Here is a 14,659-nt window from a genome sequence, read left to right as displayed (position 1 = left end):
TCAGGTCATCGAGGAGAAATCCACCGGAATGATCTTCTTGGCGAAGAGTTCGGCCATCGCATCGGCGGGCACCGGGCGGGACAGCAGGAACCCTTGAGCGCGGTGGCAGCCATGCTGCAGCAGGGTCATCGCGGCGGTAGGTGACTCGACACCTTCGGCCACCAACTCCAGGTTGAAGGCCTCGGCCAGCGCGATGATCGCGCGCACGATCGCCAGGTCCTCCGGGTTGGTGCCGAGATCGAGCACAAACCCCTTGTCGATCTTGAGAGTGTCCACCGGGAGCGATTTCAGGTGCGTCAGCACACTGTAGCCGGTGCCGAAGTCGTCGATGGCGACCTGGACGCCAACGTCCTTGAGGCCGGCCAGGGTGATGCGAGTGGTCTCGATGTCCTGCACGACAACGCTTTCGGTGATCTCCAGGCATACCGACTTCGCGTCGAGGTTGAATTCGGCGATCGTGTCGGCGACGGATTCGACGAACCCGTCGGTGACCAGCTGTACCGGAGAGACGTTGATCCGGATCACCGCATCCTTGCCGATACCGCTGGCCTGCCAGCCGCTGAATTCCTTGCAGGCGGCGCGCATCACCCAGCGCCCCAATTCGCCTGCCAGGTTGATGGATTCGGCGACATTGATGAAGGAATCCGGTAACAGCAGGCCGCGCGTCGGGTGTTGCCAGCGCACCAGCGCCTCGGTCGCCAGGATTTCCCCGGTGCGCATGTCGACCTCGGGAAGATAGTGCAGGATCAGTGTTCCTGCGTCGATCACGTTCTGCAGATGCAGCTCGATGTCGTTGCGGAATTCGCTCTTGAGCGACATCTCATCGGTGAACACCGCGATCTTGTTGCCGCCGGCGTTCTTGGCGTTGAGCACTGCCTGGTCGGCGCGGCGGAGCAGATCCGAAGTGGTGTCCCGGCCCGGAACCCCCAGTGCGACACCGGCACTGACGGTACGGGTCAGCATCTCGCCGCCGATCGTCACCCGGTCGCGCAGCACTGCCTGCAGTCGATGAGCCAGGGCCAGGGCGGTGTCGGCGTCCATCGGCCCCGCCGGGACGACGACGAACTCGTCACCGCCGAGGCGGGCGATCAGATCCCCTTGGCCGGTCTCCTCGCGCAGCCGTTCGGCGAACGCCTGGATGAACCAGTCGCCGGCGTGGTGGCCCAGATAATCGTTGATCGCCTTGAGCCAGTCGAGGTCGAGAAACAATGCTGAGACCGGTCCGGGCTGACCCGCCCGGAGCCTTTCATCGAGACACGCCAGCAGTGCGCGGCGGTTGTGCAATCCCGTGAGATCGTCATGCTCGGCGAGATACCGCAGCTGATCCTCTGCGACCACGCGCGCCTGCACCTGGGCGAACAATGACGCAATCGCCTTAAGCGCGTTGAGTTCTTCCGGTGACCAGGTTTTGATACCGATCTTGATGAACCCCAGCGCTCCGGTGGTGACTTCACCGGACAACAGCGGCACCGACGCCAGCGAGGGAAGGGCGACACCGCTGGCCTCCTGCACCCGGCGCTGGTAGTCGTCGGAGTCGTTGGAGTCCTCGGGAATCGGGTCGGGGGAGAAGAAGACCGGTTCCTTGGCGGTCTCCGCGGCGGCGAAAATCGGGTCCGCGTCGGCGAAGTAGACGATGCCGAGCGGGTCGGGATCGGGAACGTCGGGCCGCGGCGGCCATTCGGCGATCAGCTTCGTGGCGCGGATCGCATGGTCGTTGTAACGCAGGAAGCTGAAATCGACACCAAAGGACGCCACCAGGTCGGCGAGCACGTCCTGGCTCACCTGCGCCGAAGTAGCCGACGTGGCTGCCATCAGCTTGGTGGCCACGCTCGTGACGAGGGTGTCGAGCGCCATTACCCGAGTGTCCTCCCGCTGGCTGTGCGACGCCTACTGCGTACCGAGGGACTAGGGGCATGGCTGAACCTCAGCACCAGTGCCTGGGCCTCGTCCGGGCCGGTTCCGGTCAGCGCCCGGAACTGAGCCTGCAGATGGCGGAGCTCCGCGACGCTTTCTGCGGCGAGTTCGTCGAGATCCCGATCGTCGTGCGCGTAGAGGAAGACCGGGGACACCGGCTGGACACCGAGACCGTGCTGCGCAGCGGCAATCCACACCGCTTCGACGGCGGCACCGGCACGGGCGTAGTCGGTGAGGGTATGGCCGGCGACGGTGACGACACCCAGCGCCGAGCTGGACAACACGCGTTCGGTGACGTCCTGACCGAGTGCCTCGCCGGCCTTCCACTGCGCCAGACGGGCCATCACGTCACCACGGCGGAGGATCTCCAGCGTTGCCATGTCGGCCGCGGCGAGCTCGAGGCCGCGGATGTCAAGACCGTCGGAATCATCGTCGCCGGGCCAGCGCACCTCGGACATCATTTCGGCGTGCAGGCGCGGCTGCAGATAGCGAATCCGGTCGGTGGCGGCCAGGATCGCCGCCGCCCGCTCCATGTCGGGGCGATCGGTCAGTAGCCGCAGCGTCCCGCCCTCGGCCTGCGCAGCGGCGTGCAGATCGGTCACCGTCGCCGTCGTCAGCGGCGACGGGGTGCCGCGGTGACGGTTCGTCGTGCGGTCCAGCATCGGTCCATACAGCGCCGCCAGCGTGTCGTCTCGGCCCGGTGCCAGCTCGACGACCGCCCGCAGCGGGGTGGGCTCGTCGTCCTCGGTGAAGGTGACCGGACCCAGCACCCCGAACTCGGCTGCCGCCACCCGTGCGTTGAATGCGGCCGCCCCGATCGCCACGGCGCTGCCCCGGTAGGCGACGTCCATCGCCGAGGTGTATTTGGGGTCCAGCTCGACGATCACCGAGTCATTGTGCGACACGATGTTCCATGGCTGCATGTTTCCCCCGGACGGGGCGCGCCGCGCTGCTGCTGCTACTGCTTCGGCAGCTGCGCAGTCCGCCTGCCCGGTCGACTCGGTGGGAACGGATGCGGCCGGTTCCGGCACCGGCGCGGGCGCCGTCAAGCCGTCGAGTGCGTGCGAGACGTCGATCCGGATTCGGCCCGACGGGAGGCGTTCGCCGAGCCCGATCCTGCGCACCGCCTCGGCCACGGTGGCCGCACCGACGGCGATGTCCCCGGCGAGCTGCGGCCAGGTCGACAGCGTGCGGCCGACCTCGACCAGTGAGGCCGCGCCGCGGTCGGACAATCGACCGGCGTCGATGATGCGCAGCACATAGGGCACCTTGTCGGCGCTGCTCAGGCCCGCCAGCTCGGCGACGCCGATATCGCCGAGCAGCCCGTGCAGGATCGGCCGGTCGGGCTCGAGGTCGTAGCGTTCCACATCGATCAACCCGCGGTCGCTGCTGGCCATCAGCACCGGAATGCGACGGGCGCGGGCCGCCTCCCGCAGGGCCGCCTTGATGTCGAGGGAGTCGCACTCCTCCACCACGATGTCGAGTCCATCGAGGAACGTTTCCATCGTGTCCACGGTCAGACCGTCGGTCATCGCCCGTACCCGCAGATAAGGATCGAGCTCGGCGATGCGCCGAGCCGCGACGACGGCCTTGTTCACGCCGATGTCGAACACGGTTGCGGGTACCCGGTTCAGATTGGACAGCTCCAACTCGTCGAAGTCGGCCAGCCGCAGCTCGCCGCACAGGCCCTGAGCGGCCAGCGTGTGTGCGATGGCGTGGCCCACCGACAGCCCCACGACACCGATGGTCAGTCCGGCCAGACGCTGCTGCTCGTCGAGGGTGATCATGTTGCGGCTGCGGTCGAGCCGCAGGCGGTGAAATGCGCGCGGTCCGGGCACCGCGATCACGGCGTGCCGCCACGGGTAGTGCGCCCAGCGCGTCGGCTCGTCGAGCAGCTCGGCTTCGACGGCGGGCCGGAGGTCGCGCAGTGCCGAATCGAATTCGGCGGAGCGGTCGATGAATTCGGTGCGCGGGTTCTCGCGCAGCCGGGCCAGTATTTGGTCGTCGTGGGGATCGTCGCTGAGCAGGACTCGCGCGTTGTACGCGTCCGCGCCGGAATCGGCGGAGACGTCGAAACTCACATGCCACTCCCGTACTGCAGGCCGAAGCCGCTGAACTGCTCGGAGATCGTCGCGAGCATGCGCATCTCCTTGACGATTTTGGCCAGCTGCCGGGGCTCGGCGTGGTTGGCGAACGTGCGCCTATCCCACCACATCATCTTGGTGCGGTAGCGATCGCTCGGGTAGGCCGCGGCCGGAATCTTGGTGGCGACCACACCACCGGAGGTGCTCCACCGGTCCAGCACGTGGGCGGCGGCGGTGGCCAGGATGAATTGGGCGCCCAGCAGCTCCATGGTCGGGAAGGCGGTGCGGGCGAAGGTGCGGGTCAGCTCGCCGCTGCGCGCGGGGTCGTCACTCACCCAGGCCGACTTCATCTCCACCACGCCGAACGGCAGGCGGTCGGTGATCATCTTGCGGACCGTGTCCTGGCCGGGCTGGCCCTCCCACTCGACGATCGCGTGCGATTCGTCGGCGCTGAAGTACGGGCCTTTGGCCCGAAGGCCGCCCAGCATCCGGCCGGTGTCGTCGACCGCGGTGTAGAACAAGGTCGTGTCGCGGCCGTCGGCGAACGACTCGAGGTCCAGTGCCGCCTCGACTCCGTGCTTTTCGTAGCTACGAGTGGCGCCCTGCAGGTAGTCTTCCCATAGCTCGGGTTCGCTGTCGGGTTGGGCACAGGTGATCGTGCAACCCGTGTCCGTGTCGCGCCAGCTAATCGTCTCCGGCAGGTGGTAGAGCTTCTGATCAGGGAAGTCCAGCACTGAAGCGTTCATCATTTCCCATCTGTCGGGCGGCCTGCGGATAGGGTTTCCGCAGTGGACGCCGAGGTTGCGCGGGCGCTATTTATTCGAACTTGCAAATATCAGTATCTCGCCGAATGGCTCCAAGACTCCAGCCGTTAGCTGGAAAAGCCCAGGTTACCGGGGGGTAGCCGCTTGGATGAGCCTCGAACTGCAGCCACGATGACCGCCTCCGTGAACATCTGTGCGCACAACATTCCAGGTCAAGGGCGGCGCTGCTGTTGACCGAGGGGGAGACCCTACACTCGTCATCGTCGGAGACCGATTTGTTATTACCGGTGCGTCGAAAGCCGGATAGTACGTCCCGGGTGTGACCTAGGGGTCGGAAAGGGCGTTGGGTGACCTGTATCGCACTGGCGTTGCGGTCCCGCTACGGTGGCGTGCGAGGACGAAAAATAGTTCCTCCCGCAACGGCCTTTCCGGTGGTCGTCAGTGTGATCTGCACCTCCGCGTGCTCACATTCGTCCAGCAAATCCAGTCGCGGAGTCGCTCAGGCCTGCACCGGGGAGTCGGTGACGTCGTCGGGCCGGGACGTCTCGGTTGCTGATCTCCGAAGCAACGGTGCTTTTGTTCTCGTCAATAGTGGAGCTGCGCTCGGTGGCGCTGACACCGTCCGCGGTGTGATGAGCGTTCTGGGTGACCCGTGACCGACAGCGGCCCCACCGAGTGGAGCACCGGCGCCCCCGGGGTCGGGCCATGGCCGGGTGAACTGCCCGACGACCCTCGTTACGACGCGGAACTGTTGCGCGAGGGCGACACTCGCAATGTCGTCGATGCCTACCGCTACTGGACGCGAGAGGCGATCATCGCCGATATCGATCGTCGGCGGCATGCGCTGCACATCGCGATCGAGAACTTCGGCAACGACGCCAATATCGGCGCAGTGGTCCGCACGGCCAACGCCTTCGCCGTCGACACCGTGCACATCGTGGGGCGCCGACGCTGGAATCGTCGTGGCGCCATGGTCACCGACCGCTACCAACGGTTGGCCCACCACGACAGCACCGACGAGTTGTTGGCGTTCGCGGCCGGCACCGGACTGACCGTCGTCGCCGTCGACAACATCGCGGGTGCGGTCCCGCTGGAAACGACGACGCTGCCGCGCGATTGCCTGATGGTGTTCGGCCAGGAGGGCCCGGGCATCTCCGAGGCGGCCCGGTCGGGAGCGGCGATCACGGTCTCGATTGCGCAATTCGGCTCGACCCGAAGCGTCAACGCCGCAGTCGCCGCGGGCATCGCGATGCACGCCTGGATCAGGCAATGGGCCGATCTCTCGGCGGCCTGGTAGGGCAGGATTGTCGGCATGGACCAGCTGTGGGCGAACCGCGCTGCCAGCGCCGAGGCGGCGATCGCGAAGCGCCATCTGAAGCGGGTGTGGAGTCTGCCGGGAACCCAGCTCGGCGTCGTCAGCTGGCCGCCCGCCCGCGGTGACCGCTGGTTCGGGACATGGCACTACTGGTGGCAGGCGCACCTGCTGGACTGCCTGATCGACGCGCAACTGCGTGATCCGCAGGCCCACCGGCTGGACACGATCAAGCGGCAGATCCGCGGACACCGACTGCGGAACAACGGCCGCTGGACCAACAGTTACTACGACGACATGGCCTGGCTGGCACTGGCGTTGGAGCGCGCCGGGCGGGTGGCCGGGGTCGATCGTCCGCGCGCACTGGCGACCCTGTCCGAACAGTTCTTGACGGCATGGGTGCCCGAGGACGGCGGTGGAATCCCTTGGCGCAAACAGGATCAGTTCTTCAACGCGCCCGCCAACGGTCCGGCCGGGATCTTCCTGGCGCGCTACTTCACCTCCCGGGGCGAACCTGTGCGCCGTGCCCAGCAGATGGCCGACTGGATCGACGAAACGTTGATCGACCCCGAAACGCACCTGGTCTTCGACGGCATCCAAGGGGGTTCACTGGTGCGCGCGCAGTACACCTACTGCCAGGGCGTGGTGCTGGGGTTGGAGACCGAGCTGGCCGGGTGCACCCGCGACGACCGCCACCCGGCACGGGTGCGGCGGCTGGTTGCGGCGATCGGGGCACACATGGCGCCCGGCGGAATCCTCAACGGCGCGGGCGGTGGCGACGGCGGGCTGTTCTCCGGGATCACCGCACGGTATCTGGCGCTCGCGGCGACCGAACTTCCCGGCTCGGGCGATGAGTCGGCGGCGGCCAGGGACGCGGCCCGGGCGATCGTCCTGGCCTCGGCGCAGGCGGCGTGGGACAACCGTCAAAGTGTGGACGAGTTGCCGTTGTTCGGGCACTCCTGGGACAGCCTCGCCGAGGTTCCGACCGCGGCCGGCGGCCAGGCACAGTTCGTCGAGGGCGCGGTGAACTCGTCGCAGACGCCCGAGCGGGACCTGTCCGTGCAGCTGTCGGGTTGGATGTTGATGGAGGCGGCGCATACGGTGACAGCGTGAGAGGCAGCCGGCTGGGTCGCGACCCGACAGCGAAACGTTTCGGCGAGAACGCCGCCGCAGCATTACTGCTGACTTTCACCGTCGTGGCCATCCTCTGGGCGAATTCGCCCTGGGCGCACACCTATTCCGAGTTCTGGGAAACGCACGTCGGATTGAGCTTCGGCGAATTCCACGGCCAGCTGACGGTCAAGGAGATCGTCAACGACGCTCTGATGGCGTTCTTCTTCTTCATCGTGGGCCTGGAAGTCAAGGCCCAGTTCACCATCGGTGAACTGACGGAGCGTTCCCGCGCCGTGGTACCGGTGGTCGCCGCGATCGCCGGGTTGATCCTGCCCGCGGTGATCTTCCTGTTGTTCAATCCTTCCGGCGACAACGCCAGCGCGTGGGGGGTGGTCATCTCGACCGACACCGCGTTCCTGGTCGGTGCGCTGGCGATCATCGCGCCCAAATACCCGGCGCGGCTGCGCACCTTCCTGCTCACCCTGGCCGTCGTCGACGACGTCGGCGCGCTGGCCGCCATCGCGCTGTTCTACTCCGACCACATCCGGCTCGCCCCGCTGCTGATCGCCGTCGTGCTGATGGTTGCGCTGGCCGCCGTGCGCTACCTGCCTGCGGCCATCCGTGGTGTGACGTATTCGGTTCTGGCCGTTGCCCTGTGGTTGGCCTTGTTCAACGGCGGCGTGCATCCGACGCTCGCCGGTGTGGTGGTGGCCCTGGTGATTCCGGTGTTCACCCCCGAGCGTCAGCGGGTGGAGGCGGCAGTCGAAGTCATCCGGGCGTTCCGCCAGTCGCCGAACTCGGAGTATGCGCGGGCAGCCACCCGCAGCCTGCGCGACTCGATCTCGATCAACGAGCGGCTGGTGACCGGGTTCGGGCCATATGTGTCCTTCGGGGTGCTGCCGCTGTTCGCATTGGCCAATGCCGGTGTGCGACTGGACGCCGACACCGTGATGGCCGCGATGCGCTCACCGCTCACCTGGGGTGTGGTGGTCGGTCTGGTGCTCGGCAAGTTGATCGGCATCACCGGGGCGACCTGGATTGTGCAGCGCACCGGGCTCGGCCGGCTTTCGCCGGGGTTGACGCTACGGCGGATCGCAGGCGGCGCAACGCTGTCCGGAATCGGATTCACCATCTCGCTGTTCATCGTCGACCTGGCGATCGCCGATCCCCATTCCGCGGATCTGGCGCGCGTCGGTGTCCTGGCGGCCTCGGTCATCGCATTCATATTGGGGTGGGCGGTCTTCCGGCTCACCGACTGGCTCAGTCCACCGGTCGCGGTCGGCCTCAAGCTGGTCCGCGACGTCGATCCGGACCGCGATCACCTGCGGGGCCGGGTCGACGCGCCGCTCACCTTGGTCGAATACGGTGACTTCGAGTGCCCGTTCTGCAGCCGTGCCACCGGATCGATTGACGAAGTCCGGGCCCACTTCGGTGACCAATTGCGGTACGTGTGGCGGCATCTGCCGTTGGAGCGGGTGCACCCGCGGGCAGTGGATGCCGCCAGGGCCAGCGAGGCGGCTGCCCTGCAGGGCAAGTTCTTCGATATGGGGACGATGATGTTCGAATTCCAGGAGTACCTGGAATGGCAACACATCTACCGCTATGCCGATCAGGTCGGTTGTGACATAACCCGATTCGATGAAGACCTGCACTCACCGCGCGTACTGCACCGGGTCGACGACGATGCGCAGGACGCCGAGCTGATGGACCTCAACGCGACGCCGACGTTCTTCGTCAACGGCATTCGCCATCGCGGACCGTGGGATTCGGCCAGCCTGATCCGCGCGCTGGAGGCCACCCGGCCGACGTGAGCCGGCTAGACGGGAAGTGTTGTGCCGGTTTCCTGTTCGGCGAACTGCACGACTCGGGCGGCCGCATCGTAATCGCACGCCCCTGGCGAGCGGCCGATCAAGGCCGGCTCACCGCGAAGACCAAACCGCGAGCTGGCCCCGACGAAGCTGCCCGGCGGTATCGGCTCACTGATGCAGTACAGCGTCGGCACCGCGCCCTCGTCGATATCGTTGGCCAACCGGTCGGCCACCATCTTGACCGCCTTGTGCGCCAAAGACATCAACCGTGACTCGCCGGTGTTCGACAGATTGGACGCCACCCAGCCGGGATGAACCAGCTGGGTGACGACACCGGAATGAGCCGCCCGCAGGCGCCGGTCCAGTTCCAGGCCCCACAGCATCATCGCGAGTTTCGAGTGCGTATAGGCACCCATCGCGGTCCATTTCGTGTGCCGCGTGTGCATGTCGTCGAGCCGAAGGGTGGCCATCCGGTGGCCGTCGGAGGCGACGTTGATGATCTGCGAACGCACGCGGGCGAACAAAAGATTGGTCAACGCAAACGGCCCGAGCAGGTTGGTGCCCAGCGTCGTCTCGAAACCGTCGACGGTCTCGCGGCGCTGGTCGGTCAGCACCCCGGCATTGTTGATGAGGATGTCGATGTCGCCGTCGAGCCGGTCTGAAAATGCCCGAACCGAGGCGAGGTCGGAGAGATCGACCTCGAGCACTTCGGTGGAGCCGCCGATCTCGGCGGCGCGCTGTGCGCCGAGTGCGGTGTTGCGGACGGCCATGATGACGTGTGCGCCGGCGCCGGCCAGTGCCCGCGTCGTGCCGAGACCGACGCCGTTGGTCGCGCCCGTCACGATGATCCGTTTACCGGTCAGATTGCCGAGCCGGGTCGGCGACCACTGCGTCACGTCGGCGAGCATAGCTATGAATTCTGGACAAACAAGACCATCTAAGCAATTGCTCTGCGATCATGCCCCTTGTTATGAGTGACAGTGCGCAGGCGATCACGAACCTCATCTACACCTATGCCGAACTGCTCGATGCCGGCGACCTCGACGGCGTCGCCGCGTTGTTCACGCACGGCCGGATCTGTGGCGTCGAGAACGGCCCACCCGAGACGGTGTTCGACGGGCCCGAGCGAGTGCGGGCGATGTATGAGATGGCCACCCGCCTCTACGAGGACGGGACTCCGAAGACCAAGCACAACACCAGCAATGTGCAGCTCTACCTCGACGAGGACGCGGGCACGGCGCGCGGCAAGTCCTACTACTGCGTCACCCAGGCCACGCCGGACCTCCCGCTGCAGGTGATCGTCACCGGCCACTATCACGACACCTTCCATCGGGTCGACGGTCAATGGTGGTTCGACTCCCGCACCATGTTCGTCGACCAGGTCGGCGACGTGAGCCAGCATTTGAAGTTCTGACCCGATGGCTACCTCGGGTGTGTTCGCGATGGACGGGGTGCTTGCCGACGCGGTCACCAAGGAAGGTCTGACCGACTGGGGTCCGGGGGATTTCCAAGAGCCGCTGGCGGTGCTGCTCGACGACTATCCGGGCGCCGGGCTCAACGCGATCGGCGAGCACATCCTGCGGTCGGGTCTCGTGCACAGCCTGCGTATGCGGCTGCGCACGCAAGAATGGATCCGCCGACATCCCGAGATCCTCGAGGAACACATCGAGGCCCCGATCGTCGTCGTCGGGATGATGCGCAGCGGCACCACGCTGCTGCAGCGTCTTCTCGCCGCCGATGAACGACTGCATTGCGCGCGCGGCTGGGAGGTCGTGGAGGCCGCGCCCAAGCTGGGATATGACTTCGCCGGTACCGACCCCCGCATCGCGATCAGTGAGATGCGGGAGAACAAGTCACGCGAGCTGGCGCCGGAGCTGTTCGCCATCCATCCGATGTACGCGCGGGAGGCGGAGGAGGAGATCGTCTTCCTGGCCGACGCGTTCCTGTCTCACGTCCCGGAGTCCGGGGCGCATCTGCCCACCTACCGATCATGGCTGAACACACAGGATTTCGAGCCGGCGTATGACTACCTGCACCGGATGCTGCGATTCCTGCAGTGGCAGAAGCGTCAGCGCGGTGTCACCGCCGGACGCTGGGTGCTGAAGTCCCCGGCGCACCTGGGCTATCTGGAGACGCTGCGCGCACAATTCCCCGACGTGCACATCGTGCACATGCATCGTGACCCGCGAACCACGGTCGCTTCGGGCGCCAGCCTCAACGCGACCCTGCACGCCATGCACGCCGACAACGTCGACACGAATCGGGTTGGCACCCAATGGCTGGAGCGGATGGGCTGGACCAATGATCGCGCGATGGCAGCGCGGGACGGTTGGGCCGACGAGTCGTCGCGGGTCACCGACATCCACTACGGCGACGCGGTCGCCGATCCGATCGGTCAGGTCGGGCGAATCTACGCTGCACTCGGAATGCCCCTGACCGACGCTGTGGTTGCGGCGATGTCCGACTGGCTGGCCTCCCGTCCGCGCGAAGTTCCGCGGCCGCCTTACGACCTGGCCGCCTACGGGCTGACCGATGCTCAAGTGGACGAACGATTTGACTTGTATAACAAACGCTTTCGAAAGGACGACTGATGATCGCCGACGATCCGGTGGCGACACCGTCGCAGCACGAGCAGGAACTGGCCGCACTCGAGCTTACCGAGCACCCGACGGTCAGGGCAGCCTATGAGACGGTCGCGGCGAACTGGCTGAGCCGGGCCAAAGCCTCCGATGCCATGCGGGAGCGGTTCGACGCGGCGTTCGCCGAGGTCATGTTCTCCGCGGCGGTATGGTCGTCCAACCAGGACAAGCTGCGGCCGAAGGTCAGCTGCATCACCCGGCTGGCACATCCGGTGGGTGACCGGCTGATCCCCGGATCACGTTGGGGTATCGACAATCCAGACACCGTTTACCGGGTGATCCCGATCTCTGGTGACGAACGCTACGAGATCCGCGGCCGTGTCGGGAAAAACCGGATGACGGAGAATTATTTCACGCTCTGGGATGCCAACATGGGTACCGTCGCCGTGCTGAACGGCAAGACCATGGACGTCGACGGCGACGGAAGTTACACCATCACAGTGGATTCCGCGCCCCCCGGCGGTCGCCCCAACCACGTGCAGACGACGGCGGAAGCGCACGAGTTCTACATTCGCGATGTTCTGCTGGATTGGGAGCGTGACGATCCCAACCACATCACGGTGGAGCGCCTCGGCGGGGCGCCGGTCACGCCGGCCCGCACTCTGGACGAACAAGCCGAGGCCACCGCGGAAATGATGGCCTACTTCGCGAACTTCACCGGCAAGCTCAGCCACGGCATCTACAAGATGCCGGCCAACAATTTCAACCTGGCCTGGTCTGCGGACAAGGTCGGCGCGATGAAGAATCAGGTGTACGTCATGGGCCGGTTCGATCTTGGCCCGGATGAGACATTCGTGGTCGACGTCAACGACGGTGGCGCAGAATACTTCACGGTTCCACTGAGCAACATCTGGGGTACCACGCTCGATATCGTCGATCGCACAGGCAGCCTGAACAAGGCGCAGTCGGTGGCCAACGACGACGGCAGCTACACGTATGTGATCTCGCCAGTCGATCCCGGGGTGGCGAACTGGATCGACTCGGCCGGCCTGCGTGAAGGCATCCTGACACTGCGGATGGCAGAGTTCGAAGAGGGCGGTCCGCGACCGGATCTCGGCGCGCATGGGCGGGTCGTCGCACTCGACAAGCTCGGCGACGAGCTACCCGAGATCGCGCGCGTGACGCCGGCCGAGCGGGCCGAACAACTGGCCCAGCGCCGTCGCGCCTACCTGCGCAGGCTCCCGGAAGGCACCCCGAACGAGAGGACCAACTGAGATGGGTTGCTGGCTGGTTACCGGATGCTCCACCGGTATCGGGCGTGAGATCGCACGGGCCGCACTGGAATCCGGAAAGAACGTCGTGGTGACGGCTCGGCGGATCGAATCGGTGCAGGATCTGGCCGACGAGTTCGGCGATCGTGCCCTGGCCATCGCGCTGGACGTCACCGACAAGGACCTGATCGCCGATGCGGTGGCCGCGGCCGATACCACGTTCGGCGGGGTGGACGTACTGGTCAACAACGCAGGCAACGGTTACTTGTCGGCCGTCGAGGAAGGTGAGGACGCCAAGGTCCGACTCTTGTTCGACACCAACTACTTCGGTGTCGTCGACACCATCAAAGCGGTGCTGCCGTCGATGCGGGAACGTGGGGCCGGGCACATCATCAACATCTCGTCGATGACGGGACTGGTGGCCAACCCGCCCAACGCGTACTACTCATCGACGAAATTCGCGCTGGAAGCGCTCACCGAGGCGCTTGCCCAGGAGGTCAAACCGCTCGGGATCAAGGTGACGGCCATCGAGCCGGGTGCCTTCCGCACCGACTGGGCCAAACGGTCGATGTGGGAATCGTCCACACCGATCGGTGATTACGACGACAGCGTCGGCACCCGCAAGAACTTGATCAAAGATTTCGCCGACCACCTGCCCGGCGATCCACGTAAGGTCGCCGAGGCGGTGCTGATGGTCGCCGGCCTCGACGACCCGCCGCTACGCCTGCTGCTCGGCCGCGACGTCCTCAAGGCGGTCCGCGACAAGCTCGCTGCGTTCTCGGCTTCGATCGACGAGTGGGAAGCCGTCACCAAGGACGTGAATTTCCCGAGCTGATGTCCCCGCAGGCGCTCAACTCCAGAGCGTGACATGGACTTTGGGCCGGAACCTCGTCACGCCCACACCCGTACCGCGGATCATGGCCTGCGTACAGCGCGGCGTGGTGATGAAGTTCAGCAGTTCGGTGACCGCGGGCTGGCGTGCGCTTACCGGTAACGTCGATGCACACCACTCGCCGGACAGTTGCAGGCCCGGTCCCTTCACATGAACCAACCGGCCCGCCGAGAGATCCTTGCCGACGGCGAAGCCGACCGCCAGCGACACCCCGCCCACCCGCTGGACCTCCTCGAGCGCGGCCGCATCGCTCTGGAAAATCCGCTGATTCCCTTCCGGTATCGCCAAAGCCTGTAGAACAGAAGCTATTTCACCGTCGATGCCACCGGCCGACGGCCCAAGCATCCAGTGCTGCTCACGCAGCATCGCCGGTGTCGGGGTGCCGGTGGCGAGCGGGCTGCCTGCCGAGGCGACCGTGATGATCTGGTACTTCAGGAACGGCCGTTCGGTGCTGACGCCCGCCGTCGGGCCGAGTGCGATGTCCACGGCCCGGGATTCGATCAGGTCGCGGAAACGGCTCGTCGGATGCACGCTCAGCTCGACCGACAGATCATCCGCCCGCGACGAGAACAACTCGATCAGCCCCGGCGCGGCGTGCTCGGCGAACGCGCTCGACGCGGCGATGCGTAACAGCCGCCGTCCGTGCGCGGCCTCGGTCACCTCGATGGCCGTCTGCTGCTGCAGACCGAGGATCTCGATGGCGCGGCTGGCCAGCCGCAACCCGCCCGGCGTGAATGCCAAGCCGGCCGAGGTGCGGCTGAACAGCGGATCGTCGAGCTCCTTACGCAACTGCGCCACATGCATCGAGATTCCGGCGTCAGAGACACCCAATTCGGCTGCTGCGGCATGCACGGAGCCCAGCCGTACGACGGCCGAGAAGGCCCGAAGTTGCGCCGGTGTCACGAAATCAGCCTACGTTTGA

General features: G+C 66.0%; 12 protein-coding genes. 7 read left to right on the top strand and 5 right to left on the bottom strand.

Features of this window, described 5'->3' with window-relative positions; all coding sequences use genetic code 11:
* Genes HPC46_RS01635 through HPC46_RS01625 form a run of 3 tightly spaced genes read right to left on the bottom strand, consistent with a single transcriptional unit; the run spans position 1 to position 4,747 of the window.
* Positions 1–1,854, bottom strand: coding sequence for a putative bifunctional diguanylate cyclase/phosphodiesterase (locus HPC46_RS01635; RefSeq protein WP_179466455.1), 1,854 nt, complete (start codon positions 1,852–1,854; stop codon positions 1–3).
* Positions 1,854–3,995 carry an Rv1355c family protein gene (locus HPC46_RS01630; protein ID WP_179466454.1) on the bottom strand — a complete coding sequence of 714 codons (2,142 nt, stop codon included), beginning with the start codon at positions 3,993–3,995 and terminating at the stop codon, positions 1,854–1,856. Before HPC46_RS01630 ends, HPC46_RS01635 begins: the two co-directional genes overlap by 1 nt.
* On the bottom strand, positions 3,992–4,747 hold the full coding sequence (locus HPC46_RS01625; protein ID WP_179466453.1) for a hypothetical protein: 756 nt from the start codon (positions 4,745–4,747) through the stop codon (positions 3,992–3,994). The genes HPC46_RS01630 and HPC46_RS01625 overlap by 4 nt, the downstream gene beginning before the upstream one ends.
* Before the next feature lie 667 nt (positions 4,748–5,414).
* On the opposite strand from HPC46_RS01625, the gene HPC46_RS01620 reads away from it, so the two are divergent.
* From HPC46_RS01620 to nhaA, 3 genes are read left to right on the top strand one after another with little or no spacing between them, the layout of a single operon-like run.
* Complete coding sequence (locus tag HPC46_RS01620; RefSeq protein WP_179466452.1) at positions 5,415–6,059, top strand: TrmH family RNA methyltransferase; 645 nt, start codon at positions 5,415–5,417, stop codon at positions 6,057–6,059.
* Between the two features lie 15 nt (positions 6,060–6,074).
* Complete coding sequence (locus HPC46_RS01615) at positions 6,075–7,187, top strand: glycoside hydrolase family 76 protein (protein WP_179466451.1); 1,113 nt, start codon at positions 6,075–6,077, stop codon at positions 7,185–7,187.
* Positions 7,184–8,998: a Na+/H+ antiporter NhaA gene (gene nhaA, locus HPC46_RS01610; protein ID WP_179466450.1), complete on the top strand. Its 1,815-nt coding sequence runs from the start codon at positions 7,184–7,186 to the stop codon at positions 8,996–8,998. The genes HPC46_RS01615 and nhaA overlap by 4 nt, the downstream gene beginning before the upstream one ends.
* Before the next feature lie 5 nt (positions 8,999–9,003).
* Here the strand turns inward: nhaA and HPC46_RS01605 are convergent, their stop codons facing one another.
* On the bottom strand, positions 9,004–9,903 hold the full coding sequence (locus HPC46_RS01605; RefSeq protein WP_179466449.1) for an SDR family NAD(P)-dependent oxidoreductase: 900 nt from the start codon (positions 9,901–9,903) through the stop codon (positions 9,004–9,006).
* Positions 9,904–9,965: 62 nt separating this feature from the next.
* Here HPC46_RS01605 and HPC46_RS01600 point away from each other — a divergent pair, with 62 nt between their 5' ends.
* From HPC46_RS01600 to HPC46_RS01585, 4 genes are read left to right on the top strand one after another with little or no spacing between them, the layout of a single operon-like run.
* Complete coding sequence (locus tag HPC46_RS01600; protein ID WP_179466448.1) at positions 9,966–10,409, top strand: nuclear transport factor 2 family protein; 444 nt, start codon at positions 9,966–9,968, stop codon at positions 10,407–10,409.
* A gap of 4 nt (positions 10,410–10,413) precedes the next feature.
* Complete coding sequence (locus HPC46_RS01595) at positions 10,414–11,586, top strand: sulfotransferase family protein (RefSeq protein ID WP_179466447.1); 1,173 nt, start codon at positions 10,414–10,416, stop codon at positions 11,584–11,586.
* A complete protein-coding gene (locus HPC46_RS01590) occupies positions 11,586–12,848 on the top strand; it encodes a DUF1214 domain-containing protein (RefSeq protein WP_218893525.1) in 1,263 nt (420 codons plus the stop codon). Before HPC46_RS01595 ends, HPC46_RS01590 begins: the two co-directional genes overlap by 1 nt.
* A 1-nt stretch (position 12,849) precedes the next feature.
* A complete protein-coding gene (locus HPC46_RS01585) occupies positions 12,850–13,680 on the top strand; it encodes an oxidoreductase (RefSeq protein ID WP_179466446.1) in 831 nt (276 codons plus the stop codon).
* Between the two features lie 15 nt (positions 13,681–13,695).
* Here the strand turns inward: HPC46_RS01585 and HPC46_RS01580 are convergent, their stop codons facing one another.
* Complete coding sequence (locus HPC46_RS01580; RefSeq protein WP_179466445.1) at positions 13,696–14,640, bottom strand: LysR family transcriptional regulator; 945 nt, start codon at positions 14,638–14,640, stop codon at positions 13,696–13,698.
* Positions 14,641–14,659 lie beyond the last annotated feature (19 nt).

Source organism: Mycolicibacterium vinylchloridicum, assembly GCF_013404075.1.
Classification (GTDB): domain Bacteria; phylum Actinomycetota; class Actinomycetes; order Mycobacteriales; family Mycobacteriaceae; genus Mycobacterium; species Mycobacterium vinylchloridicum.
This window is presented reverse-complemented; position numbering and strand designations above follow the sequence as displayed.

Excerpts from the sequence above, each read along its gene's own strand:
- HPC46_RS01595 (WP_179466447.1), top strand. The coding sequence starts at position 10,414 with ATGGCTACCTCGGGTGTGTTCGCGATGGACGGGGTGCTTGCCGACGCG.
- HPC46_RS01605 (WP_179466449.1), bottom strand. The coding sequence starts at position 9,903 with ATGCTCGCCGACGTGACGCAGTGGTCGCCGACCCGGCTCGGCAATCTG.
- HPC46_RS01635 (WP_179466455.1), bottom strand. The coding sequence starts at position 1,854 with ATGGCGCTCGACACCCTCGTCACGAGCGTGGCCACCAAGCTGATGGCA.
- HPC46_RS01585 (WP_179466446.1), top strand. The coding sequence starts at position 12,850 with ATGGGTTGCTGGCTGGTTACCGGATGCTCCACCGGTATCGGGCGTGAG.
- HPC46_RS01600 (WP_179466448.1), top strand. The coding sequence starts at position 9,966 with ATGAGTGACAGTGCGCAGGCGATCACGAACCTCATCTACACCTATGCC.
- HPC46_RS01615 (WP_179466451.1), top strand. The coding sequence starts at position 6,075 with ATGGACCAGCTGTGGGCGAACCGCGCTGCCAGCGCCGAGGCGGCGATC.
- HPC46_RS01625 (WP_179466453.1), bottom strand. The coding sequence starts at position 4,747 with ATGATGAACGCTTCAGTGCTGGACTTCCCTGATCAGAAGCTCTACCAC.
- HPC46_RS01590 (WP_218893525.1), top strand. The coding sequence starts at position 11,586 with ATGATCGCCGACGATCCGGTGGCGACACCGTCGCAGCACGAGCAGGAA.